General features: G+C 60.2%; 26 protein-coding genes. 8 read left to right on the top strand and 18 right to left on the bottom strand.

Annotated elements, in window-relative coordinates:
* Positions 1 to 92: 92 nt before the first annotated feature.
* On the bottom strand, positions 93 to 518 hold the full coding sequence (locus I6I71_RS11440) for a cytidine deaminase (protein ID WP_201821190.1): 426 nt from the start codon (positions 516 to 518) through the stop codon (positions 93 to 95).
* Between the two features lie 66 nt (positions 519 to 584).
* On the opposite strand from I6I71_RS11440, the gene I6I71_RS11435 reads away from it, so the two are divergent.
* Positions 585 to 1877: a thymidine phosphorylase gene (locus tag I6I71_RS11435; protein WP_201821188.1), complete on the top strand. Its 1293-nt coding sequence runs from the start codon at positions 585 to 587 to the stop codon at positions 1875 to 1877.
* 22 nt (positions 1878 to 1899) lie between these two features.
* Here the strand turns inward: I6I71_RS11435 and I6I71_RS11430 are convergent, their stop codons facing one another.
* From I6I71_RS11430 to I6I71_RS11420, 4 genes are all read right to left on the bottom strand, one after another.
* Entirely contained in the window at positions 1900 to 2595 is a 696-nt protein-coding gene (locus I6I71_RS11430; RefSeq protein WP_236587321.1) for an Abi family protein, read from the bottom strand.
* A gap of 354 nt (positions 2596 to 2949) precedes the next feature.
* On the bottom strand, positions 2950 to 3894 hold the full coding sequence (locus I6I71_RS11425; protein WP_201821184.1) for a TDT family transporter: 945 nt from the start codon (positions 3892 to 3894) through the stop codon (positions 2950 to 2952).
* Positions 3895 to 3954: 60 nt separating this feature from the next.
* Positions 3955 to 4101, bottom strand: coding sequence for a hypothetical protein (locus I6I71_RS12290; RefSeq protein ID WP_462101428.1), 147 nt, complete (start codon positions 4099 to 4101; stop codon positions 3955 to 3957).
* 30 nt (positions 4102 to 4131) lie between these two features.
* The gene (locus I6I71_RS11420; RefSeq protein ID WP_462101427.1) at positions 4132 to 4887 is read right to left on the bottom strand and encodes an SLAC1 family transporter; all 756 of its coding nucleotides are present in this window, start codon (positions 4885 to 4887) and stop codon (positions 4132 to 4134) included.
* Between the two features lie 69 nt (positions 4888 to 4956).
* Between I6I71_RS11420 and I6I71_RS11415 the strand changes: the two genes are divergently transcribed.
* Complete coding sequence (locus I6I71_RS11415; protein ID WP_201821183.1) at positions 4957 to 6237, top strand: MFS transporter; 1281 nt, start codon at positions 4957 to 4959, stop codon at positions 6235 to 6237.
* Between the two features lie 26 nt (positions 6238 to 6263).
* Here the strand turns inward: I6I71_RS11415 and glnA are convergent, their stop codons facing one another.
* A complete protein-coding gene (gene glnA, locus I6I71_RS11410; protein WP_052203545.1) occupies positions 6264 to 7700 on the bottom strand; it encodes a type I glutamate--ammonia ligase in 1437 nt (478 codons plus the stop codon).
* A 70-nt stretch (positions 7701 to 7770) separates the two neighbouring features.
* Here glnA and I6I71_RS11405 point away from each other — a divergent pair, with 70 nt between their 5' ends.
* Complete coding sequence (locus tag I6I71_RS11405) at positions 7771 to 8193, top strand: RDD family protein (protein WP_201821171.1); 423 nt, start codon at positions 7771 to 7773, stop codon at positions 8191 to 8193.
* Between the two features lie 131 nt (positions 8194 to 8324).
* Here the strand turns inward: I6I71_RS11405 and I6I71_RS11400 are convergent, their stop codons facing one another.
* Genes I6I71_RS11400 through lipB form a run of 3 tightly spaced genes read right to left on the bottom strand, consistent with a single transcriptional unit; the run spans position 8325 to position 10975 of the window.
* Complete coding sequence (locus I6I71_RS11400) at positions 8325 to 9113, bottom strand: DUF4191 domain-containing protein (protein ID WP_201821169.1); 789 nt, start codon at positions 9111 to 9113, stop codon at positions 8325 to 8327.
* A gap of 10 nt (positions 9114 to 9123) precedes the next feature.
* On the bottom strand, positions 9124 to 10167 hold the full coding sequence (gene lipA, locus I6I71_RS11395) for a lipoyl synthase (RefSeq protein WP_201821166.1): 1044 nt from the start codon (positions 10165 to 10167) through the stop codon (positions 9124 to 9126).
* A 22-nt stretch (positions 10168 to 10189) separates the two neighbouring features.
* The gene (gene lipB, locus I6I71_RS11390; protein WP_201821158.1) at positions 10190 to 10975 is read right to left on the bottom strand and encodes a lipoyl(octanoyl) transferase LipB; all 786 of its coding nucleotides are present in this window, start codon (positions 10973 to 10975) and stop codon (positions 10190 to 10192) included.
* 252 nt (positions 10976 to 11227) lie between these two features.
* On the opposite strand from lipB, the gene I6I71_RS11385 reads away from it, so the two are divergent.
* Positions 11228 to 12157, top strand: a complete 930-nt coding sequence (locus tag I6I71_RS11385; protein WP_201821155.1) for an ornithine cyclodeaminase family protein — start codon at positions 11228 to 11230, stop codon at positions 12155 to 12157.
* Positions 12158 to 12161: 4 nt separating this feature from the next.
* On the opposite strand, the gene gcvH is transcribed toward I6I71_RS11385, so the two are convergent.
* The 4 genes from gcvH to sucB all read right to left on the bottom strand — a co-directional run bounded on the left by gcvH (position 12162) and on the right by sucB (position 18776).
* A complete protein-coding gene (gene gcvH, locus I6I71_RS11380; RefSeq protein WP_201821153.1) occupies positions 12162 to 12548 on the bottom strand; it encodes a glycine cleavage system protein GcvH in 387 nt (128 codons plus the stop codon).
* A 3-nt stretch (positions 12549 to 12551) separates the two neighbouring features.
* Positions 12552 to 13637 (bottom strand): glycine cleavage system aminomethyltransferase GcvT, encoded by a 1086-nt coding sequence (gene gcvT / locus I6I71_RS11375; protein ID WP_052203572.1) that lies wholly within the window; start codon positions 13635 to 13637, stop codon positions 12552 to 12554.
* A 2-nt stretch (positions 13638 to 13639) separates the two neighbouring features.
* Positions 13640 to 16507 (bottom strand): aminomethyl-transferring glycine dehydrogenase, encoded by a 2868-nt coding sequence (gcvP, locus tag I6I71_RS11370; protein WP_236587320.1) that lies wholly within the window; start codon positions 16505 to 16507, stop codon positions 13640 to 13642.
* 175 nt (positions 16508 to 16682) lie between these two features.
* Positions 16683 to 18776: a 2-oxoglutarate dehydrogenase, E2 component, dihydrolipoamide succinyltransferase gene (gene sucB, locus I6I71_RS11365; RefSeq protein WP_201821151.1), complete on the bottom strand. Its 2094-nt coding sequence runs from the start codon at positions 18774 to 18776 to the stop codon at positions 16683 to 16685.
* A 109-nt stretch (positions 18777 to 18885) separates the two neighbouring features.
* Here sucB and I6I71_RS11360 point away from each other — a divergent pair, with 109 nt between their 5' ends.
* Positions 18886 to 19281, top strand: a complete 396-nt coding sequence (locus I6I71_RS11360; protein ID WP_052203575.1) for a hypothetical protein — start codon at positions 18886 to 18888, stop codon at positions 19279 to 19281.
* 21 nt (positions 19282 to 19302) lie between these two features.
* Here the strand turns inward: I6I71_RS11360 and I6I71_RS11355 are convergent, their stop codons facing one another.
* Positions 19303 to 20778, bottom strand: coding sequence for a leucyl aminopeptidase (locus tag I6I71_RS11355; RefSeq protein ID WP_201821149.1), 1476 nt, complete (start codon positions 20776 to 20778; stop codon positions 19303 to 19305).
* 17 nt (positions 20779 to 20795) lie between these two features.
* Between I6I71_RS11355 and I6I71_RS11350 the strand changes: the two genes are divergently transcribed.
* Positions 20796 to 21896: a branched-chain amino acid aminotransferase gene (locus I6I71_RS11350; RefSeq protein WP_070495981.1), complete on the top strand. Its 1101-nt coding sequence runs from the start codon at positions 20796 to 20798 to the stop codon at positions 21894 to 21896.
* Positions 21897 to 21903: 7 nt separating this feature from the next.
* On the opposite strand, the gene I6I71_RS11345 is transcribed toward I6I71_RS11350, so the two are convergent.
* Positions 21904 to 22884 (bottom strand): nicotinate-nucleotide--dimethylbenzimidazole phosphoribosyltransferase, encoded by a 981-nt coding sequence (locus I6I71_RS11345; protein ID WP_201821147.1) that lies wholly within the window; start codon positions 22882 to 22884, stop codon positions 21904 to 21906.
* A gap of 3 nt (positions 22885 to 22887) precedes the next feature.
* Positions 22888 to 23592: a DUF3043 domain-containing protein gene (locus I6I71_RS11340; protein WP_070495985.1), complete on the bottom strand. Its 705-nt coding sequence runs from the start codon at positions 23590 to 23592 to the stop codon at positions 22888 to 22890.
* 132 nt (positions 23593 to 23724) lie between these two features.
* Between I6I71_RS11340 and I6I71_RS11335 the strand changes: the two genes are divergently transcribed.
* Positions 23725 to 24069: a HesB/IscA family protein gene (locus tag I6I71_RS11335; RefSeq protein WP_052203586.1), complete on the top strand. Its 345-nt coding sequence runs from the start codon at positions 23725 to 23727 to the stop codon at positions 24067 to 24069.
* A gap of 105 nt (positions 24070 to 24174) precedes the next feature.
* Here the strand turns inward: I6I71_RS11335 and I6I71_RS11330 are convergent, their stop codons facing one another.
* Positions 24175 to 24735 carry a hypothetical protein gene (locus I6I71_RS11330; RefSeq protein WP_052203587.1) on the bottom strand — a complete coding sequence of 187 codons (561 nt, stop codon included), beginning with the start codon at positions 24733 to 24735 and terminating at the stop codon, positions 24175 to 24177.
* 226 nt (positions 24736 to 24961) lie between these two features.
* On the opposite strand from I6I71_RS11330, the gene I6I71_RS11325 reads away from it, so the two are divergent.
* Entirely contained in the window at positions 24962 to 26011 is a 1050-nt protein-coding gene (locus tag I6I71_RS11325) for an LLM class flavin-dependent oxidoreductase (RefSeq protein ID WP_201821145.1), read from the top strand.
* Between the two features lie 9 nt (positions 26012 to 26020).
* Here the strand turns inward: I6I71_RS11325 and I6I71_RS11320 are convergent, their stop codons facing one another.
* On the bottom strand, positions 26021 to 26446 hold the full coding sequence (locus I6I71_RS11320) for a pirin-like C-terminal cupin domain-containing protein (protein WP_201821143.1): 426 nt from the start codon (positions 26444 to 26446) through the stop codon (positions 26021 to 26023).
* Between the last annotated feature and the right edge of the window lie 10 nt (positions 26447 to 26456).

The following is a 26456-nucleotide window of genomic DNA, read 5'->3' as shown; positions in this document are numbered from 1 at the left end:
AGGCTGCCTTTGTGCAGGTCAGGGTAGCTTTCCATAGGGCAGGCTAAGCAGCGCTTCGCACATGTTTGCGCTGCTAGAGCGCGAAATGGAGTCTAGAGCGATTCCGGGCCAAACGAGTAGGGCAACAGTTCCTCGCTGAATTTAAATGAGCGTAAACCCTCCCCGTCTTCAACAATCACGCGCTTGCAGCCGAACTCTCGAAGTACCTGGCGGCACGCACCGCAGGGGAAGCACGGCTCGCCAGGTTTGCCCACAATGGCCACGGCTTCGATGGTGAACCCGGCGTCTGCAACCCCACGCGGTCCAGAGCCCACGATCGCGCCGGCGACGGCGTTGCGCTCGGCGCACATGCTCAAACCGTAGGAGGCGTTTTCAAGGTTGCAGCCGGGGACCACGTGGCCGTTATCAAGCAGCAGCACACTGCCAACCGGAAACTTGGAGTACGGCGCGTACGCACGGGCCTGCGCGTTGCGGGCCTGCTGGATGAGCTGGGCGTCAGTGACTGCGGAGGTGGCCATGGGAACACCTGGTTTTCTACTACCGTGATGGATTGACACCGAAATCATAACCAGAAGGAATTCACCATGGCCGAGCGCTTTGACGCCGTCGATGTCATCCGCACCAAACGCGACAACCAGCCCTTGAGCAAAGAGCAGGTCGACTGGGTGGTGGATGCGTACACTCGCGGCGTGGTTGCCGAGGAACAGATGTCTGCCCTGGCCATGGCCATCTTTCTCAACGGGATGAGCCGTGAAGAGATCGCACAGTGGACCCAGGCCATGATCAACTCGGGCGAGACGATGAGCTTTGCCTCACTTACGCGCGTTACCGCGGACAAGCACTCCACCGGCGGCGTGGGCGACAAGATCACCCTGCCGCTAGCGCCCCTGGTGGCCACCTTCGGCGTGGCGGTGCCGCAGCTTTCCGGACGCGGGTTGGGGCATACCGGCGGCACGCTGGACAAGCTGGAATCCATCCCCGGCTGGCAGGCCGCGATATCCAACGAGCGCATGATGGAGATTCTCGAAGACCCCGGCTGCGTCATTTGTGCCGCAGGCAGCGGGCTTGCCCCGGCAGATAAGAAGCTTTACGCGCTTCGAGACATCACTTCGACTGTGGACTGCATCCCGTTGATCGCAAGCTCCATCATGAGCAAGAAGATCGCCGAGGGTACTGCGAACCTGGTGCTAGACGTCAAGGTGGGAACTGGTGCGTTTATGAAGGATATTGACGCCGCGCGCGATCTCGCCCAAACCATGGTTGACCTGGGAACTGATGCCGGTACGAACACGGTTGCGCTGATCACCGACATGTCCACCCCACTCGGCCGCAAGGTGGGCAACGCACTTGAGGTGGAAGAAGCAGTCGAGGTCTTAGCAGGCGGCGGTCCCGATGATGTTGTGGAGCTAACACTTTCGCTTGCCGACGAAATGTTGAAGGCCGCCGGCGTCCCCGACGCCGATACCGCCGCTGCGTTGAAAGACGGCCGCGCTATGGACACGTGGAGGAAGATGATCCGCGCCCAGGGTGGCGATCCGGATGCCGCGCTGCCCACTGCCGCGCACACGCATACCGTGACCGCGGATGCGGACGGTTACCTCGCTGAGCTTGATGCGTTGTCCGTTGGCGTGGCGTCCTGGCGCCTCGGGGCGGGGCGTGCCCGCAGGCAAGATCCCGTGCAGTTCGGTGCCGGCATTGAGTTGCACGCCGTCAAGGGCGACAAAGTTCGCGCAGGCCAGCCGCTGTTTAGTCTGCATACCGACGACGAGTACCGCTTCGAGCGTTCCCTGGAAGTCTTGCGCGACGGCTTTACCATCAGTGCCGAAGCGCCCGCGCGCCGTGAATCCGTGGTGCTTGAGCGTGTCACCGCGCGGTAGGCAGGGGCTTACTGGTTTTGGGTTATGAAGCTCGCGGATGAGAAATACCCTGGCTAAATAACTCTGAAGTACTGGCTAACTGTAGATACTCGTTCAAGAAGCCTTCACGCAGCTTGGTGGTGAACAGGAAATAATCGAGTGCAACGATCACAGCAAACACTGAGTTTCCTGCGTACGAACCGTTCAACCTTTCTGCGCGCCGTTTTACCCCCTCCGGCACCCGAGGAGGATCGACAACGAAACAGTTCCAAAGACGGGAGGAGTGGGCACATTTGTTTCTTATGAACGTGAAAGAACGCAACTGCGGCGACAAGTATGGCTGCCCGACCCCGAGGGCCTTGCAGGTTCCTTGATAAACAGCATTCCCATCATTGCGGAAGCTGATCGCTTTAGACAGTGTCCCTAAAGACAAGGTTTCTACTGCAGCCCATACGGGGACGTCGTCGGTCCACAACTGGTTTACGTCTGTGCAGCCTTTCCGAAACTTTGCGATATATGGCTCACGTGAGCGGTGCAGCTCGCTGAGTATCAGCTCGTTGGTTGCCTTTATGGTTGGGTTAGGAGGGCGCTTGTAAGCATCAGTAGCTAAATACTCTTCGTAAGGGGAATGGATATTCGCTTCGCTGTATGCGAAAGCCGTTCTCGCTGATATTTCTGCGAGGTGAATGCCTTCAAACAACAGGGCACGGAGTTGAACATCGAGGTTGTAAATCTCCACTGTAAATCTCCACTGTAAATCTCCACTATGTCGCCCCAGTGAGTATTGGGTTCGAAGTCTTCATTGCCGTGTGAAGGAGCAACCTGGAAGTACCTCATGTAGCCAGAAAAGCGGTAATAATTGTGTTGCATTAAAAAACTGGCTACAGCTTCTCTATCGGGGAGCGTCAGACCCCGGCTGGTGAGCAAATCTAGTTGGCGGGGAATGGGAAGAAAAGGCTTCCGGCGATTCATCGTCTTAGAATAACAAGCCCCCCTCTCATATTTCGCTGATCTTACGAGAAGCTTGGAGGGGGGATCTGTAAAGCCAGAATAGCTTGGTGTGGGTAATTACAGCAACTTTTTGGGCAATTTATTACTCGGAGGGTGCGCTTGGGCGTCGTGAAGCAAGAGCCCATGTGAGAAATCTGCTGGAGCACAACGTCCAGTGCAGGATGAGGAGTGCCGGGATGCTCAGTGCAACCACGTCGAGCCAGTGCGAGCCGTTGACCTGGGCTACTTGGTGGCCGCCCATGCTGACCGTGCCGGTGGGGAAGGTGCACGACCACCAGGCAGGCGAGTAGTCCACCCAGCGCGCCACGTTGGGGTAGAACTGCACCATCGCCCAGATGGCAAGAGGGATGGACAACGTCAGTGCCACATAGCCGTACCATATTGAGAACGTTCCCGGGTACATGATCTGGACCGCGGTAGTGGACTGGCCAACTACGCCGAGCGGCACCCAAGCGGTGGCGGAGTTGGCACCCGTAAGGTCCACACGCTTGTGCCATGCAGCCCAGTAGACGTAGGCAAACGTGGGCACCGCGGTAAGGATTGACATGAGGAACAGCACAGTGCCGACTAGGTGGTAGAACTGGCCGTAATCACGAGCCAACCAACCAGCCACAGACGCGGAAATCATCGGGCCAACAAGGGGCAGGCCCCAGGTGAACTGCGGTTTGCCCTCGAACCTCCTCAGCTGGATTGTGTAGGTGAGGATGGTCAGCGGCGCGCCGATCCAAAAGCCGATAAGGCGGTAGACGCCGTTGCCGGTTAGCCCCGAAAGTGCCGCACCCAAGGCGAGGATGCCGATGAAATACATCGACCACGCAGCCATGGTGGTTTGCCCGAACCGGGGAAAGTGGTAGCGAAGAAACCCTGCGGTAAGCACGATCAGGATGACGCACGCGATCGCGGCGAAACAGCCGGCGGCTACCATCATCTCTTCTTCAACCAGCAGGCGGGCAACGATAGATGTGCCCATGAGGCTGCCGCCCCATGCGGGGCCGGGTGGGGGAAGTTCGCGGAACTTGTCAGTCACGCCAGTATGGTAATCCCTTTGGGGTGTGTGGGAAAACTTTGGGGTGTTAAGTGTGCTGGTTTAGGTAGGTTGGCGCTCGCCAACCGTCCAGGAGACGAAGCGCGCCGCGCAGATCACCCAGTGCGCAATGAGGAGTGCCGGGATGCTCAGTGCCACAACGTCGAGCCACTGCGAGCCGTTGAGGAGAGCAACCTGGTGGCTACCCATGCTGACCGTGCCTGTGGGAAACGTGCATGCCTACCACGCAGGGGAGTAGTCAACCCAGCGGGCCACATTCGGGTAGAACACGACCATGGCAAAGCCTGCCAACGGGATGGCAATGATCAGTGCCACGTATCCATACCAAATGGAAAAGCTTCCCGGGTGCAGGAGCTGGATCGCCGTCGTTGACTGGCCTGCTACGCCAAGTGGCACCCACGCGGTGGCGGATGTCGCACCTTCGAGCGGCACTCGGCCGCGCCAGCATGACCAATATACGTAGACGAAGAGCGGCACAGCAGTGAAAATAGTCATGCAAAACAGCACCGTGCCGGTGACCTGGTAAAAGTGCCCGAAGTTACGGGATAGTGCACCCGCAGTGGAAGCAGAAACCATTGGCCCGACAAGGGGCAAGCCCCACGCGAACTGCGGAGGGCCGTGGAAGCCTCGCAGCTGCGTTAGATAAACCACCACGGCAAGTGGCGCACCGATCCAGAAGCCGATCATCCGGAAAACAGGCTCGCCGCTGAGTCCCGAAAGGGCATCGCCCAACGCGAGGATGCCCATGGCGTACATAGCCCACGCCGCCAACGTCGTCCGTTGGAAGGCAGGGTTGCGGTACCGTACAAACCCCGCCGTAAGGACAACCAAGATGGCACAGGCGATCACGGCGAACATGCCCGCCAAAGGCAGCATGCCCACCTCAACCAACAAACGGGCAACGATAGACGTGCCCATCAAGCTGCCACCCCACGCCGGACCAGGCGGGGGAAGCTTGCCGTACCTCTCGGACATAACCGGTACCGTACTCGCTTTGTTTGGTTAAAGGTTGACGTTTTTGTGATCTGGGTGCCTAATGGTCGAATGGAGAACTCGTCCAAGCGATCTACTTCTCAGCGTCCTGCTTCTCGGTGCCGCAGCACAGCGGCGCTGCTGTCGGCACCGCTGTTGTTCGCTGCAGTTGTTGTGGTGGCCATCAATCTGCGCGCCGGTATTTCCTCGGTAGGCCCGGTGTTGGAGGAAACACTTGCCGCTTTCGGTGCAGGTGCTTCGCAGGCGGGTCTGATCACGGCAATGCCCGGATTCCTGTTCGCGCTGATGGGCCTAAGTGCGGTGCCAGTTGCAATGCGGCTTGGCCTCACCCGCACCATTGCGATCGGCGCCGCGTTCACGTTTATCGGGTTGGCAGTGCGGCCCTGGGTGGGCCAGATGGCGGTGTTCATCGTGCTCACCGGCTTCGTGGTTGCCGGCATCGCGGTGGCTAACGTGTTGCTGCCGGCGTGGATTAAGCAGCACGGTGGGCGCCACCTCGTGGCATTGATGACGGTGTACGGCGCCCTCCTCGGCCTCTCTGGCGCCGTGGGCCCCTTAAGTGCGCTCGCATTTTCCGGCAACGGTGCCTGGCAGTGGGCACTTGCCGTCTGGGCTGTGCCAGCGGCGCTGCAGGTAGTTGTGTGGATCGTGGTTGTGGCCAAGGTTGGTAGCGACGCACCCCAGCACAACACAAACGCAGCCGAGCCCGACCAGGCCCTCGACGTTGCTTTGTGGCGCTCCCCAACAGCACGGTTCCTCCTGCTGTTTTTCGGCCTGCAGTCCATGAACGCCTATATCCAAATGGGCTGGCTGCCGCAGATCTACCGCGACGCCGGCGCGTCAGCCACAACCGGCACGATCGCGTTGGCGCTTCTCGGCAGCCTGAATGTGATCGGCGGGCTGGTCATGCCAATGCTCATTGCCCGCGCCCGCACACTCACCCCGTTTGTGGTCACCTTCGCCGCAGCCACGGCAATAGGTTATTTGGGGCTTTTGCTTACCGACGCCCAACTGCCCTACCTCTGGGCGTTCCTCCTGGGCATCGGCGGATTTTGCTTCCCAACCGCTATCGCGCTGATCCCGGCTCGGAGCCGATCACACGTGGTCACGGCGAAACTGTCCGGGTTTGTGCAGCCGTACGGCTACCTCTTGGCAGGCGCAGGCCCGATCCTGGTTGGCGCCGCCTACGACGCAACAGGGCAGTGGCGCGGCATCCTCATCGCACTCGTTGCCAGCGCCGTACTCATGGGCCTTGTAGGCATACGCGCGACGGCGGCCACCACTATCGATGATGAACTAGCGGCCGCCGCACGCACAAAGTTACGCACCTAGCGCGTACTAGGTGCGCATCGAGTGCTCTAGCAGTCGAAGTAGAGCTCGAACTCCAGCGGAGTCGGGCGCAGGCGCGCCGGGGCGATCTCATTGTCAACCTTCAAACGGATGTAGGTCTCAATGAGGTCTTCGGTAAACACGTCGCCCTCGGTGAGGAAGTCGTGGTCCGCCTCTAGCGCGGCCAGGGATGCCTCCAGCGAGGTCGGTGCCTGCGGGATGTCCTTGGCCTCCTCCGGCGGCAGCTCGTAGAGGTCCTTGTCCACCGGTGCGTGCGGCTCAATACGGTTCTTAATGCCGTCCAGGCCAGCGAGCATCATCGCTGCGAAGCCGAAGTACGGGTTGCCGCTCGGGTCCGGGGCGCGGAACTCAATGCGCTTGGCCTTCGGGTTCGTGCCCGTGATCGGGATACGGATCGCCGCGGAGCGGTTGCGCTGGGAGTACACCAGGTTGATCGGCGCCTCAAAGCCCGGCACCAGACGATGATACGAGTTCAGCGTCGGGTTGGTAAACGCCAACACTGCACCGGCGTGCTCCAGGATGCCGCCGATGTACCAGCGCGCGATGTCGGAGAGGCCGCCGTAACCCGACTCGTCATAAAACAGCGGCTCCCCGTCCTTCCACAAAGACTGGTGGGCGTGCATGCCCGAGCCGTTGTCACCAGCCAGCGGCTTGGGCATAAACGTTGCCGTCTTGCCAAACTGCGTAGCGGTGTTCTTCACAATGTATTTGAAGTCCTGCAGGTCATCGGCCGCGTGCAGCAGCGTGTTGAAGCGGTAGTTGATCTCCTGCTGGCCACCGTTGCCCACCTCACGGTGGAAACGCTCGATGTTGAAGCCGCTCTTGGCCAGGTTGTGCACCATCGCGTCGCGCACTTCCACCGTCTTGTCGTGCGGCGGGACAGGGAAGTAGCCGCCCTTCCAGCGGTTCTTGTAGCCCAGGTTCGGGCCGCCGTCTGGCTCAACCTCGTTGCCACGGTTCCACCAGCCCTCTTCGGCATCGATTTCGTAGAAGGCGCGGTTGCCCTCAACCTCATAGCGGATGTTGTCGAAGAGGTAGAACTCTGCCTCAGCGCCGAAGCTGCAGGTATCTGCAATGCCGGTGGATGCTAGGTACTCCTCGGCCTTCTTTGCCACGTTGCGCGGGTCGCGCGAGAACGCCTCGTGCGTGAATGGGTCATTGACAAAGAACTTCATGTTCAGCGTCTTCGACGCACGGAACAGGTCCAGGCGTGCCGTTGCCAGATCCGGCATCAGCGTCATGTCGGATTCTTCGATGGTGGTGAAACCACGGATTGAAGAGCCGTCGAATGCGAGGCCTTCCTCCATCACATCTTCATCAAACATGGAGGCGGGGATGGAGAAGTGGTGCTCGATTCCCGGAACATCGGTGAATCTAACATCGATGAACTCGACTTCTTCGTCGCGGATGAATTTTTGAACGTCTTCGATGTTTTCGAAGCCCACGTGTGTCTCCTTCAGATGTAAAACAGTGCTATCAATTTTAGACAAAAGGCGGCCAGCTAGGGTGTGAGACATGTACGAAGATGACGCGGTGCCCTCATATCCGGGTGAATTTTTGGGTATGCCGAAAACCGGCTCTGGCTCACAGGCGTCCGTGATGCGACGCATGGTGGCGGTTTTGATCGATTGGCTGATCTGTCTTGCCATTGCAAGCTTTGCGGTCACCCAAACCGACGCGCTTGGGGACAGGGCCACGCTGACCTACTTGTTGTGGATAGCCATGGGGATTCTGTTTGGCTGGCTCTTCGCCCGTACCCCGGGGATGATGGTGCTGGGCATGGGGGTAGCCCGCGTCGATGCGGAGGCACCCGTGGGCTTCTGGCGGGCTGCGGTACGCACCATCTTGACAGGTTTCATTTTGCCCGCGGCTCTTGTCGACGCTGACGGGCGCGGCATGCACGATCGCGCAACCAACACCACCGTGATCAGGCTCTAGGGGTTAATTGGCGCTGCCGCGCCTGCAGACAGCATTAAAACGCCGAGGCGCAACGCAGTGTTGGCCTCGGCGGCGAAAGTAATGCGGGAGTCAGTAGCCATGACGGCCATGACGGCTCACAGCGGGTATTTTTACCGGCCCTTGCGCTCCTGCATACGACGCATCTTGCGGTTCATACCCGCCATGTTCTGTGCTTGACGAGGCAACGGACCACCCGGCAAGCCCGGCATATTGCCGCCACGGGTACGCGCATCCATCGCATCCAGCTTTGCAGCCAGCCCGTACACGTCATTCTTCTGGTAGTTCTTCGGCAGCTTCAGCAGGTGCTTCTGCAAATCACGCACGCGCACCTGGTTCTCGCCCTCACCGGCATACACCTCATAAATAGGTACACCGGCAAGCAGACGGTCCACGCGCCTGTGCTCCTTCGCCATCAGAGATTTCAGGCGATTCGGGTTGCCTTCACCCACCAGCACCACGCCGGGGTTGCCCACCACGCGGTGCACCGTGTCCATGTGCGTGTTTGCCTGCACGCCCGTCTGGGTCAGCCAGACAATGCCCATGGTGTTGCGCATGTTCTCCAGCGTCCAACCGGCAGCACCAGGGGTGTCACCAACCTCGTCATACATCGAGGCCTCAAGGCGACGGGAGAACACGAACATGGCCAGCACCACGCCGAGCAGCAGGCCCAGCACCAGCATGTACCACTGGCCGTTCCACAGCAAGCCAAGGAGGAAGAACGCAAGCGCTACACCAAACACACACGCAAGCATGATCGGGATCAGCAACTTATCCCGCTTGCGCTGGATGTTGAACGCTTGGATCAACTGCCCACGCGTCTGCTTGCCTTTCGCGCGCTTCGCGGCGCGAGCTTCTTTCTTGGCTGCCTTAGCAGCAGCCTTCGAATCCTCTTTAGCCATGCGACTCATGTTAGCGGGTGGTCACCGGGTGCTCTTTGCTCTCCCCGTACTTCGCCAGCAGGGTCGAGGCTTCTTGAGCAGTTTCGCCTTGCGACGTCTCCGCCAAGTGCTTCAAATTCTCCGGCAGTTCAAGCCCTCGGTGCTCCATTGCTTCTACGTAGAGCTTGCCTGCGCGGTACGAGGAACGCACCAGCGGGCCGGACATAACAGCGCCAAAGCCCATCTCGTAGGCAGCATCGCGGTATTCGATGAACTCCTCAGGCTTTACCCAACGCTCAATCGGGTGGTACATGGGGCCCGGGCGCAGATACTGGGTAATCGTGATGATGTCACAGCCAGCATCAACCAGGTCCTGCAGTGCCTCCATAACCTCCTCACGTGTTTCACCCATACCCAGAATCAGGTTGGACTTGGTGATCAGGCCAAAGTCACGAGCCTGGCGGATTACGTCTAAGGAACGCTCATAACGGAACGCCGGGCGGATGCGCTTAAAAATACGCGGCACCGTCTCCAAGTTGTGAGCGAACACCTCAGGGCGAGCCTCAAACACTTCCTGCAGAAGATCCGGCTTACCGGAGAAATCCGGGGTGAGGTTTTCCACACCGGTGTGCGGGTTGAGCTCATGAATCTTGCGCACAACCTCTGCGTAGAGCCAAGCGCCCTCATCCTCTAAGTCATCACGAGTCACGCCCGTAATCGTGGAGTAATTCAGATTCATCTCACGCACGGACTCGGCTACACGCAACGGCTCACCGCGGTCTAACGGTTCTGGTTTTGCGGAGTTAATCTGGCAAAAATCACAGCGCCGCGAGCAATTCGCGCCACCGATCAAGAACGTCGCCTCACGGGATTCCCAGCACTCATGAATATTGGGGCAGCCAGCCTCCTGGCACACCGTGTGCAGTGAGGCGCCCTTGACCTTCTGCTTCATGTCCTCATACTCAGGACCGGTTTTTACAGCGTTACGGATCCAACGCGGTTTCGTTTCAATAGGGGTCTGCGCATTTCGTTTCTCAATGCGCAACATTTTTCTACCTTCAGGTGCTACAGTCACGTCCCCGACTGTAGTGGATGTGTCAAGAGTGACGTTTTCGCAAACCTTTCGACGGGTCAGGGGCAGACCCAAACGAGTGGTCAGCGACGACGAGGTCGCCGGCGAGGGCGCGAGTTAAAGCGTCGATAAGCAAAGGCTCCATCGAAGACGGGGTGACGTCACGGCCAAGCTCAAGGCTCATCGTGGTCACATCTGCGTCATCAATACCGCAGGCCACGATGTGGTTGTAGTGCTCAAGCGTGTTGTCGCAATTCAGGCTCAGCCCGTGCATGGTCACCCCACGCGTGATGCGGATACCAAGTGCTGCAACCTTCCGGTCCCGTGTCGGGGCAGCCGGATCCGCCGCCTTTGTTGTTGCGGGCACCCACACCCCGGAGCGGCCATCAATACGCCCAGCCGTGTGCACACCGGCCTTGCGGACGGCCTCAATGATGGCCTCTTCAAGCCTGCGGACGTAATCAACCACATCCACCGGCTCAGCAAGCTTGACAATGGGGTAGACAACCAGCTGGCCCTCCCCATGCCACGTAATACGCCCACCGCGATCCACAGTGACCACCGGTACTGGATACGACGGATCCGGCATATCCTCCGGCTGCGTGCGCTTTCCGGCCGTAAACGTCGACGGATGCTCTAGCACCAAAAACGTATCCGGCACCTCATCTGCGGCGCGCTTCGCAGCCAAATCAGCCTGCAGCGTCCACGTTTCGCGATAATCCACCACGCCCAGCCTGCGCACCTCAATCGGCGCGCTGGAGGCGCGAATGGACTTATCGGCCGGAAAAAACGGATCGCGGGGGGCAGTCATGGATGAAAGTGTAATCAGTTCATTGCACGCAGCGGCCTACGATGCCGCAGGGGTGTGGTTTCGGATGTGGTGGGCAACAAGCGAATGACATTGCCGAAGCCCTTCTTGTAGGGCACGTACTTTCAAGGAAGGTGGCATTGTTATTGCAGACGGTTTTTCCTGCAGGACCCATGTTCAGCAGGGAACCGGAGTACAAGCTTTGCACACGGCAGAAATCGTCGCTGAGATTCTTCGGAGGAAGGGAAAAATGCTATGAGTTCAATTGCATACATCAGTGGGGAGGAGCTCTTTCGCCGCGTGCGACCAGCCCAAGCGGTGGATGCCTTGATTGAAGCGCTCAACGCTGGATTCGACCCGGCTATGGACCTTCCGCGCACGCGTTACGACGTCTCCGGCGGGCAACTCCTGCTGATGCCATCGACCGTCACAGACTATTTCGGCATCAAGGTGCTTTCGCTTGCCGATGACGCTGCTGCCAGAGACATTCCTCTGATCCAGGGGGCCTACCTGCTATTCGACGCAACGTCGATGGCTCCCGTAGCAACCATCGATGGCGCAGCGTTGACTGCACTGCGCACACCGGCGGTATCCATTGCAGGCGTACGTAACCTTTTGGTGGAGTCCTCAGAGCCGCTGTCAGCGGTTATTTTCGGCACCGGGTTGCAAGCACGCCACCACGAGGCGACATTGCGAGACGTCTTAGACGGAATCCGCGAAGTAAACGTGACGTATATCGGGCGCTCGCGCCCTGAAGATGCCTCGCTGCACTGGTGTGAAAGCGGCAGCGAGGAAGCCTCAGCTGCCGTGAACGCTGCCGAACTTGTGATTACGGCAACGAGTGCAACAGAACCAATTGTTCAAGCATCAGATTTGCGAGAAGACGCCATTGTGGTTGCCATGGGTGCGCATACTCCTGACACGCGTGAGCTGGCAGGTGACGTCTTCGAGGGGGCGACGGTAATTGTTGAAGATGTGGCCGTGGCTATGCGTGAAGCTGGAGATGTCGTGCAAGCGATCGCAGAAGGATTCATTGAAAAATCGGCGCTGGTGAGCCTTCAGGAGGCGGTAACATCCAGCACCGATTTCACAAAAGCACCCGGGCGAGTGGTATTCAAAACCACCGGAATGCCTTGGGAAGATGCTGTTGTTGCGGCGGCGGCAATACACCCCACCGCCGAATAACAACTTAGACGCCGTTGGCTGCAGCGTACTCGTCTGCAGTCATCAGCTCTCCAACCTCTTCCACCTGGACCTCAAACAGCCAGCCTTCGCCGTAGGGGTCATTGTTGATGGTCTCGTACGCGCCATCGATGTCCTCGTTAACCGCGGTGACGGTACCGGTGACGGGGGAGTAGAGATCGGACACGCTCTTGGTGGACTCGATCTCACCACAGGTCTCACCAGCGGTCACAGTGTCGCCCACAGCCGGCAGTTCAGCGAAGACAACCTCGCCCAGGCGGTCAGCAGCAACGTCAGTGATGCCAACGCGCACGGTCGCGCCCACAGCGGTGTCCGGGGTGGCGTTGATCCACTCGTGGTCCTCGGAGTAGTAGAAATCAGGGTTCAGAGCCATGACTTAAGCGTCCTTTCGCTTGTAGAAGGGGGTTGCACTAATGGTAAACGGGTAACGCTTCCCGCGGATATCAATTTCAACATCGGTGCCAATTTCCGCATGCTCAGGCTGCACGTGTGCAAGAGCAACCGGGTGGCCCAATGTTGGTGAAGGCTGGCCAGAAGTAACCACGCCGATCTTGTCTTCCGTACCTGGCAGGAAGATCTCGGAGCCTTCGCGGGCTGCGCGGCGCTGTTCAGAAGTAAGCCCAGCGATGACCACGCTCGGCTCGCGGCCGGTGAGCGCGTCCTTGCCCACGAAGTCAGCCTCCTTCTTCGCAAACGCGCGGCCCATACCCGCCTCAACGGGGGTGATCTCGGTGGACAGCTCATGGCCGTACAGGGGCATGGATGCTTCCAAACGCAACGAGTCACGCGACGCCAACCCACACGGCGTGCCGTGGTCAATCACGGCGTCCCACACCTTCTGAGCGTCTTCGCTGGAGCAGAACAGCTCAAAGCCGTCCTCACCGGTGTAGCCGGTACGGGCAACGAAGACCTCAACCTCTTCGCCGTTTGCGCGCAGCGTGTTCCACGCGCCGGAGTAGTAAGGCAAGTCCGTTGGGTCATGTTCAAGCTGGCCCTTGATCACCTCAAGCGAACCCGGGCCCTGCACAGCGACCAGACCGAACTGATCAGTGTTGTTGCTCAGCTGCACGTCAAAGCCCTCCGCGCGGGCCTGGAACGCCTCCCACACCGCAGGGGTGTTCGCGGCGTTTGGCACAACCATGAAGTGGTTGTCGCTGAACTTGTAGGTAATCAAGTCATCGATGATCCCGCCGTCAGCGTTGACAATCATCGAGTACTTCGCCTTGCCGTCCTTGAGCGTGCTCATGGTGGAAATCAGGGCGTAGTCCAAAAACGCACCAGCATCCGGGCCCTGGACGTTGATCTCACCCATGTGGGAAAGATCAAAGATGCCAACGCCATTGCGTACGGCCCTGTGCTCATCCAACTCATTGCCGTACTTCAGCGGCATCTCCCAGCCACCGAAATCAGTAAACGTAGCGCCAAGCTTCTCGTGCGTGGCGTGAAGCGGGGTCTGTGCCATGGTTAATCCTCCTTATCCAAATCGATGTCGAACGCCTCCGGCGGCGGGCACGCACACTGCAGGTTACGGTCGCCGAACGCCTCGTCGATGCGGCGCACCGGCGGGAAGTACTTGGAACGCGCCAGCGTATCCACCGGGTATGCGGCCTGCTCTCGTGAGAACTCGTACGGCCACTCATCACGGATCACACTGATCGCTGTGTACGGCGCGTTGTGGATAACAGAGCGCTCGTACTCCACGGCACCGTCGATAATCTCCTGGATCTCCGCACGGATGGAGCGCATCGCCGCAATGAAACGATCCAGCTCAGCCTTGTCCTCAGACTCGGTCGGCTCCACCATCAGCGTGCCCGCAACCGGGAACGCCAAGGTGGGGGCGTGGAAGCCGTAATCAATCAGGCGCTTGGCCACATCGGCTGCTGTCACGCCAGACTGGTCCGTCAGCTCGCGCAGGTCCAGGATGCACTCGTGGCCAACCAAGCCATTGGCGCCGGTGTAGAGCACCGGGAAGCTGTCATTGAGCTCACGCGCAATGTAGTTGGCGTTGAGCACCGCGTGTGCCGTGGCGCTGCGCAGTCCCTCCGCACCAGACATGGCGATGTAGGACCAGGAAATCGGCAGCACACCCGCAGAGCCGTAGAGCGTGGATGCCACCGGCACGCCACGGGTGTCTTCGGGATCCGTCGGGTCGCCCGGCAGGAACGGAATGAGGTGCTCCGCCACGCCGATCGGGCCAACACCCGGGCCGCCACCACCGTGCGGAATGGTGAAGGTCTTGTGCAGGTTCAGGTGAGATACGTCGCCGCCGAAATCGCCCGGGCGGGCAATGCCAGTCAGCGCGTTCATGTTCGCGCCGTCGATGTAGACCTGACCGCCGGCCGCATGCACCTTGTCGCACACCACGCGCACGTCTTCCTCGTACACACCGTGTGTGGACGGGTAGGTCAACATGATGGCGGCAACGTGGGAGCCGTACTTATCCAGTTTCTCTTCCAGATCAGCCAGGTCGATAGAGCCGTCTTCGGCAGTCTTGACCACAACCACGCGCAGGTTCGCCAACGTCGCCGACGCCGCATTAGTACCGTGCGCAGACGCCGGAATCAGGCAGATGTCACGCTCCGTGTCACCGTTTGCCACGTGGTAGGCGCGGATAGCCAAAAGGCCCGCCAGCTCACCGGTTGCACCAGAGTTCGGCTGCACGCTGACCTCGGCGTAGCCGGTGATCTCCACCAGCCAGGAACGAATCTCATCGATCAGCTCACGCCAACCCGTGGTGTACGCATCCGGCGTGTACGGGTGGACGTTGGCAAAACCAGGCCACGTGATTGCCTCAAGACCCGCGGTGGGGTTGAGCTTCATCGTGCAGGAACCAAGCGGGATCATCGTGCGATCCAGCGCCAAGTCCTTGTCACCCAGCGTGCGGATGTAGCGCATCATCTGGGTCTCAGAGTGGATGCTGTTAAACGTCACGTGCGTGAGAAACTCGGTTGCGCGCTCAAGCGCCTCCGGCAGGCGCGCCGGGGAATCAGTGACGGGGGAGTCCACCCCAAAGCCACCTAGAAGGGCTGCAACGTCTGCATCCGTGGTGTCCTCACCGAAGGACACTCCGACGGTGGTCGCATCAATCGGGCGAACCAGGTAGCCAGCCTCTGCAAGCGCATCCACTACACCCTGCGCGTTGTCTACTTCAACGGCGACGGTGTCAAAGAACTGTGCGTGCTTCACCTTCACGCCGCCGTTTTCAAGTGCGGTAGCGAAGTCAGCTGCACGCTGGTGCACCTCGCGTGCAATCTCCTTGAGCCCCTCAGGGCCGTGGTAGACCGCGTACATCGAAGCAGTGACCGCCAAAAGCGCCTGCGCGGTACAAATGTTGGACGTCGCGCGCTCACGGCGAATGTGCTGCTCACGCGTCTGCAAGGCCAAGCGGTACGCCGGGTAGCCCTCCGCGTCCTTAGACACACCCACCAGGCGGCCCGGAAGCTGACGCTGTAACTTTGCCTGCACTGCCATGTATGCGGCGTGCGGGCCACCGTAGAACAACGGCACACCGAAGCGCTGCGTCGAACCAATGGCAATGTCAGCACCCAGCTCACCTGGAGACTCCAGCAGCGTGAGTGCCAGAATGTCTGCGTCCACAGCAACCAGGCCGCCACGCTCATGGATTGCCTCAATCACCGGACGCGGGTCAACAATGTCGCCCTCCGTGCCCGGGTACGCAAGCACTGCGCCAACCAGGTCTTCACCAACCACACCCTGGGTTAGATCGGTGACCTCAACCTCCAGGTCAATGGCGCGAGCGCGCTCAGTGGTCACCTTGATCACCTGCGGGTGCAGGCGAGAATCCAGCAGCACCCGGCGGCCCTTCTTCACAGCGCGAGACATTAGGCCGACGGCTTCGGCGGCGGCAGACGCTTCGTCCAAAAGCGAAGCATTCGCAATATCCAACCCAGTCAGGTCCTGCACCATGGTCTGGAAGTTCAAAAGAGCCTCCAGGCGGCCCTGGGAGATCTCCGCCTGATACGGGGTATAGGCGGTATACCAGCCCGCATCCTCCACAACACCACGGCGAATCACCGGCGGGGTCAACGTGGAGGAAAAGCCCTGACCATAGAAAGCACGAAGCACAGTATTCTTACCGGCTAGCTCACGCAGCCGGTCCTGTGCCTCATACTCCGAAAGCGCCGCAGGAAGATCCAGCGGCTTGTCAGCCAAGATGCCGGACGGCACTGCCGCCGCGATCAACGCGTCAAGCGAGTCATACCCCAGCGCATCCAACAGCTCGCGCTGCTCATCCTGGTCCGGGCCAATATGTCGGGAAATGTAGTCCAACGAGAACTCCTTATCCAAGGCGTACAAATTACGCACCAGCATAGCTATTTACGCAAGGTACGTACGGGGTTTTGCATTCTCTGTAGACAGCTCACAGTAAGCCCGTAGGTGCAGCGTGCGGCCGGTTTTGCATAGTATGCAGCAATGCGAAAACCCGGCACCGAATGTCGGTACCGGGCTTGCGCTTTCTAGAAGGTATCTAGGGCTGGACTAGGACTTAGATGTCCAGGTCAGCCTCGAAGTCGCCTTCCTCGATGCGGTCCTTGATGGTGGTTACAAAGCGACCAGCATCTGCACCGTCAACCAGCTGGTGGTCGTAGGTGAACGGCAGGTAGCACATCTGGCGGATAGCGATGGAATCAATGCCGTCCTCGGTCACAATGACCGGGCGCTTCTCAATCGCGGCGGTGCCCAGGATGCCGGCCTGCGGCGGGGTCAGGATCGGGGTATCCAGCAGCGCACCCTCGGAGCCAATGTTGGTCACCGTGAAGGTAGCGCCAGACAGGTCGTTCGGACGCAGCTTCTTGTTGCGTGCGCGCTCAGCCAGGTCTGCAATTGCCTTGGCAATCTCAGCCAGGTTGAGGTCCTGTGCCTTCTTAATCACCGGAACCAGCAGGCCCTGCGGGGTGTCCACAGCGATGCCGATGTTGACGTCCTCGTGGTAGGTGATCTCCTTGGTGTCCGCGTTGAAGGACGCGTTCACGTTCGGGTGGGAGACCAGTGCCTCTGCCGTGGCCTTCACAAAGAACGCCAGGTAGGTGATGTTGGCACCATGCTTCTCAACGAATGCCGGCTTGACCTTCTTACGCAGCTCCGCAACGCGGGTAACGTCCACTTCCTGGACGTGGGTGAGCTGTGCGGTGGTCTGCAGGGACTCGACCATCTTCGCAGCGGTGATCTCGCGGATGCGGTTGACCTTCTGCGTGGTGCCGATGAGCTCCTGCTTCGCCGGATCCACGGACTTGGTGGACCAGTTAGCGCGAGCACCCTTCGGCTCATCCTTTGCAGCAGCCGAAGCATCAGCAGCGGAACCGCCCTCAGCGGCAGCCAAGACGTCCTGCTTACGGATACGGCCGCCAACACCGGTGCCCTCAACCGTGCTCAGGTCAACGCCGTGCTTCTCAGCCAGCTTGCGTACCAGCGGGGTGACGTACGGAACCTTGTCACCGCGGTCCTCCAGCTTGGCGGAGGTGTTCACGGACTCCTTGGACTCCTCGGCCTTCGGCTCTTCCTTCTTCGGCTCCTCGGCAGGCTTCTCTTCCTGCTTCGGCTCTTCCTTCGGCTCCTCAGCCTTTGGCTCTTCCTTCGGCTCGTCCGCCGGCTCTTCGGCAGCTGCGTCAGCGTCACCAATCACCACGATGGCCTGACCAACGTCAACGGTGTCGTCCTCCTCAGCCAGGATCTCCAGGATGGTGCCGGCGACCGGGGAGGGGATCTCGGTGTCAACCTTGTCGGTGGAGACCTCCAAAAGCGGCTCGTCCACCTCAACGGTGTCACCAACAGACTTCAGCCAAGTGGTAATCGTGCCCTCGGTGACAGACTCGCCCAGCTCCGGCATATCAACCGTGGTGGACTTGCCAGAAGCCTTCTTCGGAGCAGCTGCAGGCTTCTCCTCCTGCTTCGGTTCTTCCTTCTTCGGCTCTTCCTTCTTCGGCTCCTCAGCCTTCGGCTCTTCCTTCGGCTCGTCCGCCGGCTCTTCAGCAGCCGCGTTCGCGTCACCAATACGGGCGATGACCTCGCCCACCTCAACGGTGTCGTCCTCCTGCGCCAGGATCTCAACCAGGGTGCCGGCGACTGGGGACGGGATCTCGGTGTCAACCTTGTCGGTAGAGACCTCCAGCAGCGGCTCGTCCACCTCAACGGTGTCGCCGACTTCCTTCAGCCAGGTGGTAATCGTGCCCTCGGTCACGGACTCGCCCAGCTCCGGCATAGCAACGTCGGTTGCGGAACCGGAAGCACCGCCAGACTTCTTCGGTGCCTCTTCCTTCTCCTCGGAAGCTTCCTCGGCCGGAGCCTCCTCAGCTTCAGCCTCAGCTTCTTCAGCCTTGTCGGAGGAAGCATCAGCTGCTTCACCCTCCTCGCCGATGATGACAATCACGTCGCCCACCTCAACGGTGTCGTCTTCTTCAGCCTTGATCTCCAGGATCACGCCGGCGACGGGGGAGGGGATTTCCGTGTCAACCTTGTCGGTGGAAACCTCCAGCAACGGCTCATCTACCTCGACGGTGTCGCCGACTTCCTTCAGCCAGGTCGTAATCGTGCCTTCGGTTACAGACTCGCCCAGCTCGGGCATCTCTACTGAGTGCGCCATGGTTGCAACGTCTCCTCATAATCTTTGTGGAAGTTATACGGTCTCACAGACTACCCGCTATCGCCTCGGCGCGTTGCTATTTGCACCCCCTGAACTAGGATGTTTCGACGTGTTCAACCTTTTCGGCAGAGGCAAACGCCATTCTCAGTTCGCCCCACCCCGTGCTCCGGGGGAGACGATCCGCCCTGACGACGCTGCATATTTGCGTGATTGGGTCCAGGGGCGCACCTTTGTTGAGGGTTTTGTTGAGCCGGAAACCATGGTTAATGAAATGTCCGTGGTGTTGGTGGATGAAAAGGGCAACTACACCCGCCGCCGTATCGGGGGGCCGAAGGGCATTGATGAGGTTGCCCGCATGTTGGGCATCTCGCTTTACGACGTTGAGGAGACCGGCTACCCCGACCGCATGCGCAAGAAAATTGAGCAGGAGCGCATTTTGCGCAAGCGTGCGGAGCAAAAGGAACGCCGCGCTAAGTTTGAGCGCGGCGAGAATCCTTACAGCTAGTCAGGCTAGCTAATCAGGCTTTTAGACCTGGTCAGCAGCAATGCGGCTGATCGTCTCCACGATGGTGCGTACCGGCGCGCCGGTTGCGCGTGCAGGCACGTAGCCGTAGGGGGAGCCGCCGTTCCATGCCGGGCCAGCGATGTCCAGGTGTACCCACTCAACGTCCTCCGGCACGAACTTGGACAGGTAGAGGCCTGCGAAGCTGGTGCCGCCGGTGCGCTTGTTGTGTACATTGCGCATGTCAGCCACAGGGGACTTCAGTTCCTCTTCCTGCTCTTCAAGCAGCGGCATTGCCCAAGCCGGCTCGCCGACGCCGCGGCCAATTTCGGCGACGGTGTCGCGGAACTCGTCGGAACCGATCACGGCGGTGGTGCGTGCGCCGAGTGCGACAAGCTGTGCGCCGGTCAGGGTTGCGGCCTCAATCAGGTAGTTCGGGTTGTCCTCGCATGCGCGCGCAATAGCGTCGGCAAGCACGAGGCGGCCCTCAGCGTCGGTGTTGAGCACCTCAGAGGTCTTGCCACCGTAGTGGGTGATCACATCGCCCGGGCGGGTTGCGTTGCCCGACGGCATGTTTTCAGCCATAGGCAGCCACGCATTGACTCGCACAGGCAGCTTCAGCTTTGCTGCGGCAACGATCGCACCCAACTGCGCGGCCGAACCGCCCATGTCCGAAATCATGTCTTCCATATTCGCGGAAGGCTTCAGGGAGATCCCGCCGGTATCAAACGTGATGCCCTTGCCAACCAGGGCGATGTGCTTGTCGCCGCCACCGTCGTAAGACACGTGCACCAGCTGCGGGCCGTTCTTGGAACCCTTGCCAACTGCCACGATGCCGCCGAAGCCCTGCTGGGCCAACTGGTCGCCCGAGATGACCTCAACTGTCAGGTCAACCTCGTCCTTCCACTCTTCGGCGAGGTCCTTGACAATGCCGGCGTAGGCCTCCGGGTAGAGGAACGCGGCCGGGGTGTTGACCAGGTCACGGGAGAAATTCACGGAATCGGCCACGGCAACCGCGCGGTCAAACTCCTCCTGGTCAGCGCCAACCACAGTCACGGTGGCAGGGGAGTTGTCACCGTCCTTGTCGTTCTCAGACTTGAAGCCTGCGTACTTGTAGCTGCCCAGAAGCAGACCCTCAACCACGGCCTGGGTGCCAAACTCACAGGATGCGGCGGCTTCCTTGATATCGCCAAGCGCGCGGGCTGCGACACCGTAGGCGCGGCGTACCGCCTCATCATCGATGTCGTCGGCGTTGCCGAGGCCGGTGGTGAGGTACACGGTGCCGTCGATAAGCAGGCGAAGCGTCTCGCCAGCGCCACCCTTGGCGCCGAGAGCGGACAGTGCGTCGAGCAAGCCTTCCGGTGCAAGAGACGTCACCGGAAGCTCAAGGCCATCATCGCCTTTGGCAATAGGGACGATGCGTGCAGCAGTAGTAGGGGCAGTGTCAGCAGTGCGAAGCGCCACGGTCGTGCCGCGGGCGCTGAAATTGTTCAACTTCATAGGAGTAAGGTTAGGTCATGTCTTCGATCGAATTCAGCATTACCAAAACCGACAATCCCGTGAGCGACGCTGAGCGTCAGGCGATCCTGGAAAACCCAGCCTTCGGCAAAACGTTCACTGACCACATGGTTTCCATCGAGTGGACGGAAGAAGACGGTTGGCACGACGCACGCGTGCGCCCCTACGGCCCAATTTCTCTGGACCCGGCAACCAGCGTGCTGCACTACGGTCAAGCCATCTTCGAGGGCCTGAAGGCATACCGCCATGAAGATGGCTCCATCACCACGTTCCGCCCGGAGCAAAACGCTGCCCGTTTCCAGCACTCCGCACACCGCTTGGCCATGCCGGAGCTGCCGGAAGAGACATTCATCGAAGCGATCAAGCAGCTGGTGACCGTGGACCAGGACTGGGTCCCGGCAGCCGGCGGCGAGGCAGCGCTGTATCTGCGCCCCTTCATGATTTCTACGGAGGCAACCCTGGGGGTTAAGCCGAGTAGCTCGTACACCTTCTACCTCATTGCCTCACCTGCCGGTGCGTACTTCTCCGGCGGCATCAAGCCGGTCAGCGTGTGGATTTCCAAGGAGTACGTCCGCGCAGCACCTGGTGGTACCGGTGACGCAAAGTTTGCCGGCAACTACGCCGCATCTCTGCTGGCTCAGGCTGAGGCAGAGGAGAAGGGCTGCGACCAGGTTGTGTGGCTGGACGCAATCGAGCGTAAGTACATCGAGGAAATGGGCGGCATGAACCTCATGTTCGTCGAAGGCTCCGGCGATAACGCCAAGCTGATTACGCCTGCGCTGTCGGGCTCCCTTTTGGCAGGCATTACCCGCAAGTCCCTGCTGCAGGTTGCGGAGGACTTGGGCTATGCGCCGGAAGAGCGCAAGATTACTGTCGACGACTGGCGCAACGGCGCCGAGTCCGGCCAGATCACCGAGACGCTGGCTTGCGGTACCGCCGCCGTGATCACGCCCGTGGGCCGCGTGCTGTCTGCCGATGGTGAGTTCACCATTAACAACAACGAGGCAGGCCCAATCACCTTGCAGCTGCGTGAGCGCCTGCGCGGTATCCAAAACGGCACCGTGGAAGACACCCACGGCTGGAACTATCGCCTGGTTTAAACCGGGGTTAGGTGGCGTCCGCCAGGGCGTCAGCGACTAGCTCGGCGGCGAGGTTGATTGTTGGCAACGCCGCCAACCCGCCGGCTGCCTGGCCGACGGTGCAGTCCAACGCCAACACCGGCTCAAGTTCGAGCGCTTCCAGGCAGGTCACGTGGCAAGGCTCAGCAGTGAGCTGGCTGGCAATCAGCCAGCGCTTCGTGCCGGGTGCCATGCGCTCAGCCACGTAGGCGGCAACGGCGGCGTACGCGCCGTCAATAACCACGGGGGTACGGCGCGCCGCCGACTGTGCAATCAACCCCACCAGGCAAGCAAAATCCGGCCCGCCAATCTCTGCGATCACGCGCTCTTCATCATCGCGGAAGGAGCGCACTCGAAACATTGCGTCCCGAATCGCGGTGACTTTGACCTTCCACACCTCATCATTGATTCCGGAACCCCGGCCGATCGCCTTGACCGGTTCCGTGCGTGTGAATACCCCGAACAGCGCGGCGGCCACCGTGGTGTTTCCAACCCCGCAATCACCCGGGATGATCAGGTCCGCGCCGGCATCAATCTCCTGGTCAGCAATAGCAATGCCGTGCTCGAAGGCCTCCGTGCACGCCTGAAGCGTCATGGCGGGTTCGGTGTCGATGGGGCGGGTGGGGTGGTTCACGTAAACGTCGACAAGCCTGATGCTCCCACCGGCAAGCCTGGCAGCCGCATTAGCCGGCCCGCCACCTGCAGCGATCTGCTGCACCTGCTGCTGCGCGGCATCCTCAACCCACGCCGAGACACCACGACGCGCAATCCCATGATTGCCAGCAACAACCACCGCACGCGCACGCGTAAACGGCTGCGGCACATCCGCACCCTGCACCGCCGCAGCCCACGCACCGATCTGCGCTAAGCGCCCCAGGGAGCGGCCGGGCACCGACACCTGCAGGCTGTCTAGGATCGTCTGCTTTCGGGACGCATTCGGCGCCTCAACTGGCGGGAATTGCACAGCCACGGCTTAGACCTTTTGACCCAACGCAACCTGCGGCTTCGGGGAACGCCAGCTGCGCATTTGCGACGCACGCGTCCACGCATACATACCCAGCGCAAAACCAGTGTCCGTGGTGCCCGGGAACTTTTTGCGAACATCACTGTTCACACGCTTGCCAACGATGAACGCCTCCAAGAAGATCGTGACCACAAAAATAAACGTCACAATACTCAGCGCAGCAGCCAGACGCGGCAAGAACGTGCCAATAAACATCACTGCAAGCAGCACCATGGCAAACGGCATGGCGTAGTTATTAAACAGGCGGCGCGAGTCCACCCAGTCGCGCACGTAGCGGCGGACCTCACCGCGGTCACGCTCCATGAGGTAGCGATCATCACCTGCGTCAATGCGCTGCTGCATCTCGCGCGATGCCTTGCGGCGCTCCTCGCGCTCCTGCTGCTTGTACGCCTTCCACTCTTCCTTGCTCATGGACTGCTTTAACTCTTTACGACGCTGCGCCTGCTGCGCCGGCGTCGCCGCATTCGGATCGCGCACCACGCCGCGCTTGACCTCCTGGTCATGACGCTTCGGCGTCGGCTTACCCTTCGGCGGGGTGTAGCCCTTCGGGTACTGCGGTTCAGGCTCAGCCGCCGCGGCGGTTTCTGCGGAGGTGTCGGTGCTCAACGTTTCGGCATCTGCTGCCGTTTCAGATTTCTGCCAGGGAAGTTTCACGAGTCCTAGGCTACAAGGCCACCCCCATAGTCCAAAGGCGGGATGCAGGAATAGGTAGGGTGTGCGTGACGTTGCAAGGCGTAGTTGGAGTACGCTGGGCGCAAACTCCACCAAGAACGTGAGGAGAAAACAATGACTGCACCTACTTCCGCAACAGGCGTAACCCTGACCGAGGCAGCTGCCGCAAAGGCAAAGGCGCTGCTAGACCAGGAAGGTCGCACCGACCTTTCCCTGCGTATTGCCGTGCAGCCGGGTGGCTGCGCAGGCTTGCGCTACCAGCTTTACTTTGATGACCGTGAGCTTGACGGTGACAAGATCGACGAGGTTGGCGGTGTCCGTCTCGTGGTGGACAAGATGAGCGTGCCGTACCTGACCGGCGCAACCATCGACTTTGCTGACACCATTGAGCAGCAGGGTTTCACCATTGATAACCCGAACGCTGGCTCCGCCTGCGCTTGCGGCGACAGCTTTAACTAAGCGCTGTTAGCTTTCTTACGCATTCCGCCGCGCGGAAAACTTCCCTTTAAGCCTTTGATGGGCTTGGGTGAGGTTTCCGCGCGGCGGAATGTATTTGTGGGGTTCTTACGGGGTGTATTCGAGCGAGTCGCGGATCTGCGAGACCAGGGCGGGGGAGACATCCGTACCAATGACCTCAACGCCTGCGACCTTCTCGCTTTCGTCATGAGACAGCAGGAACCAAGTGCCGGTGATGTCAGCGTCTTCCTGCTTCGTGCTGAACGAGTATTCAATCCCAATGTCAGCGTTATCCACTTCCAGCTTCTCCACCTCGCCCGGGGACCAGTCGGGGCCGTAAGCGCCATTGAGCATGGCCTCACCACGCAGCACACCAACCGTTGAATCCGCGTCAGGGGTTCGGCCCAAGTCATCGCTGACACGAATGACAATCGTTGGGTTCTCCGGGTTGTCGGTGTAGGACTTCGTCCAGCCGTCCGTAGGCGAATAGTCCGCAACCTCACTCACCCCGTCGGGCAGGGCGAAGGTGATGGTGGATGTGCCACCGCGCTCGGCGGTGCTTGTCGTCTCAGTATTGGTTTCCGTTTGGGTAGCTTCCTCGCCCGACCCGCAGGCCGAAGCGAAAAGTGCCACCGTTGCCATGATGCTGATGCCAAGGGTTCGCTTCATGCTTGCCAATTATCGCGTGCTTTCGGCGATTGCACCGCGCTGCTCCTAGCAGATAACGCGTTTCCAGCTGAAGGTATTGACATCTGACCTGCGGAAATAGGGGCCGAAAATTTTTATCTGCTAGTAGGGCAGGGCTCTTGCTTATTGACGCATCCCCAACGCCGGGAATATTCCCACACCCAATCGGTTAATGTAGTTGACACGTCACGTAATAAAGGGAGTGCACATGACCACGCTGGACCCAGCAGTTATTCAATTTGGCCTAGACACCTTCGGCGACCTGCCGCGCCATGAAGACGGCACCCTGTTCACGCACGCAGAAGCAATCCGCGCAACGCTGGAGGAGGCCGTGCTGGCAGACAGCATCGGCGTCGACGCTTTTACGGTTGGCGAACACCACCGGCCGGATTACGCGATTTCCTCGCCGCCGACCATGCTGGCCGGTATTGCTACCGCAACGAAGCACCTGAAGCTGGCGTCAGGGGTGACGGTGCTGTCTTCCGACGACCCGGTTCGGGTGTTTGAGCAGTTCGCTACGTTGGACGCGTTGTCTAACGGCCGTGCGGAGATCATCCTTTGCCGCGGGTCCTTTACGGAGTCTTTTCCACTGTTCGGTTACAAGCTGGAGGACTACAACCGTCTGTTTGAGGAAAAGATCAACCTGTGGGCGGAGTTGGTCAAAGAGGAGCCGGTGACCTGGTCGGGTGAGACTCGTCCGGCACTGGACAACGCCGATGTGTTCCCGAAGACCGAAAATGGCCTGACCACCTGGGTCGGCGTGGGTGGCTCGCCGGAGTCTGTGGTGCGCACTGCCCGCTACGGCTTTGGCCTCATGTTGGCGATTATTGGCGGGGCGCCGGTGCGCTTCAAGCCGTTTATTGACCTGTACAAGCAGGCAACCGAGCAATTCGGCACCACCGCGCACCCAGTGGGCGTGCACTCGCCGGGCTTTGTCGCTGACACTGATGAGGAAGCCAAGGACCTCATCTTTGAGGAGTACGCGGCAGCCCAGCACCGCATCGGCATTACGCGCGGGTGGCCGCGACTGACCCGCGGCAGGTTTGAGTCGGAGATCAACGATGGTGCGCTCACCGTTGGCTCGCCGGAGACGGTGGCTAGGAAGATCGCAGACACGGTTCGCACGCTGGACCTGGGACGCTACGACATGGTCTATTCCACTGTTGGCCAGATCCCGCACGCAGCGCGCATGCGTTCCGTGGAGCTCTACGGAACCAAGGTTGTGCCCATGGTGCGCGAGATGCTCGCCGAGGGCTAACGGCAGCAGCTAAATATCAGCCCGGGCTATCGGCCCCGGGTTGCGCCGCGGCTTTAGCGTGGCGTTGGGAAGCTCTGGGGCCGGCAGCCAGCTCATCCCATCAGGGTTTTTCCCTGGCCCGCCGTGGCCAACGTAGCCGTCGACCTGCCCGAAACGCTCACCGTCGCCTCCGGCTTGTGCCTGCCATTGCGTGCGCGCCTGCTTGATCTCGCTAAAGTCGCGGGCGACAAAGTTCCACCACATGAGGATTTCCTCCTCAAACGGGGCAACGTCCATCCCGCCGGTGCGTGCCACGTCATCGGGACCGAAATGGTCGACGAAACACCAGGCCCCAATCATGGGGCGCTGCCTGTGCGGAATAGTCCGGTGCACCGTCATCGCGCGCGGGCCACCGAGTGGCACCTCACGGGACGAAATGATCTCAACGACGCTCATGGCGCCCCAG

Source organism: Corynebacterium riegelii, from assembly GCF_016728505.1.
In the GTDB taxonomy this organism is placed as follows: Bacteria; Actinomycetota; Actinomycetes; order Mycobacteriales; family Mycobacteriaceae; genus Corynebacterium; species Corynebacterium riegelii.
Note: the sequence above shows the minus strand (reverse complement) of the source record. Positions and strands in the feature narration are given on the sequence as shown.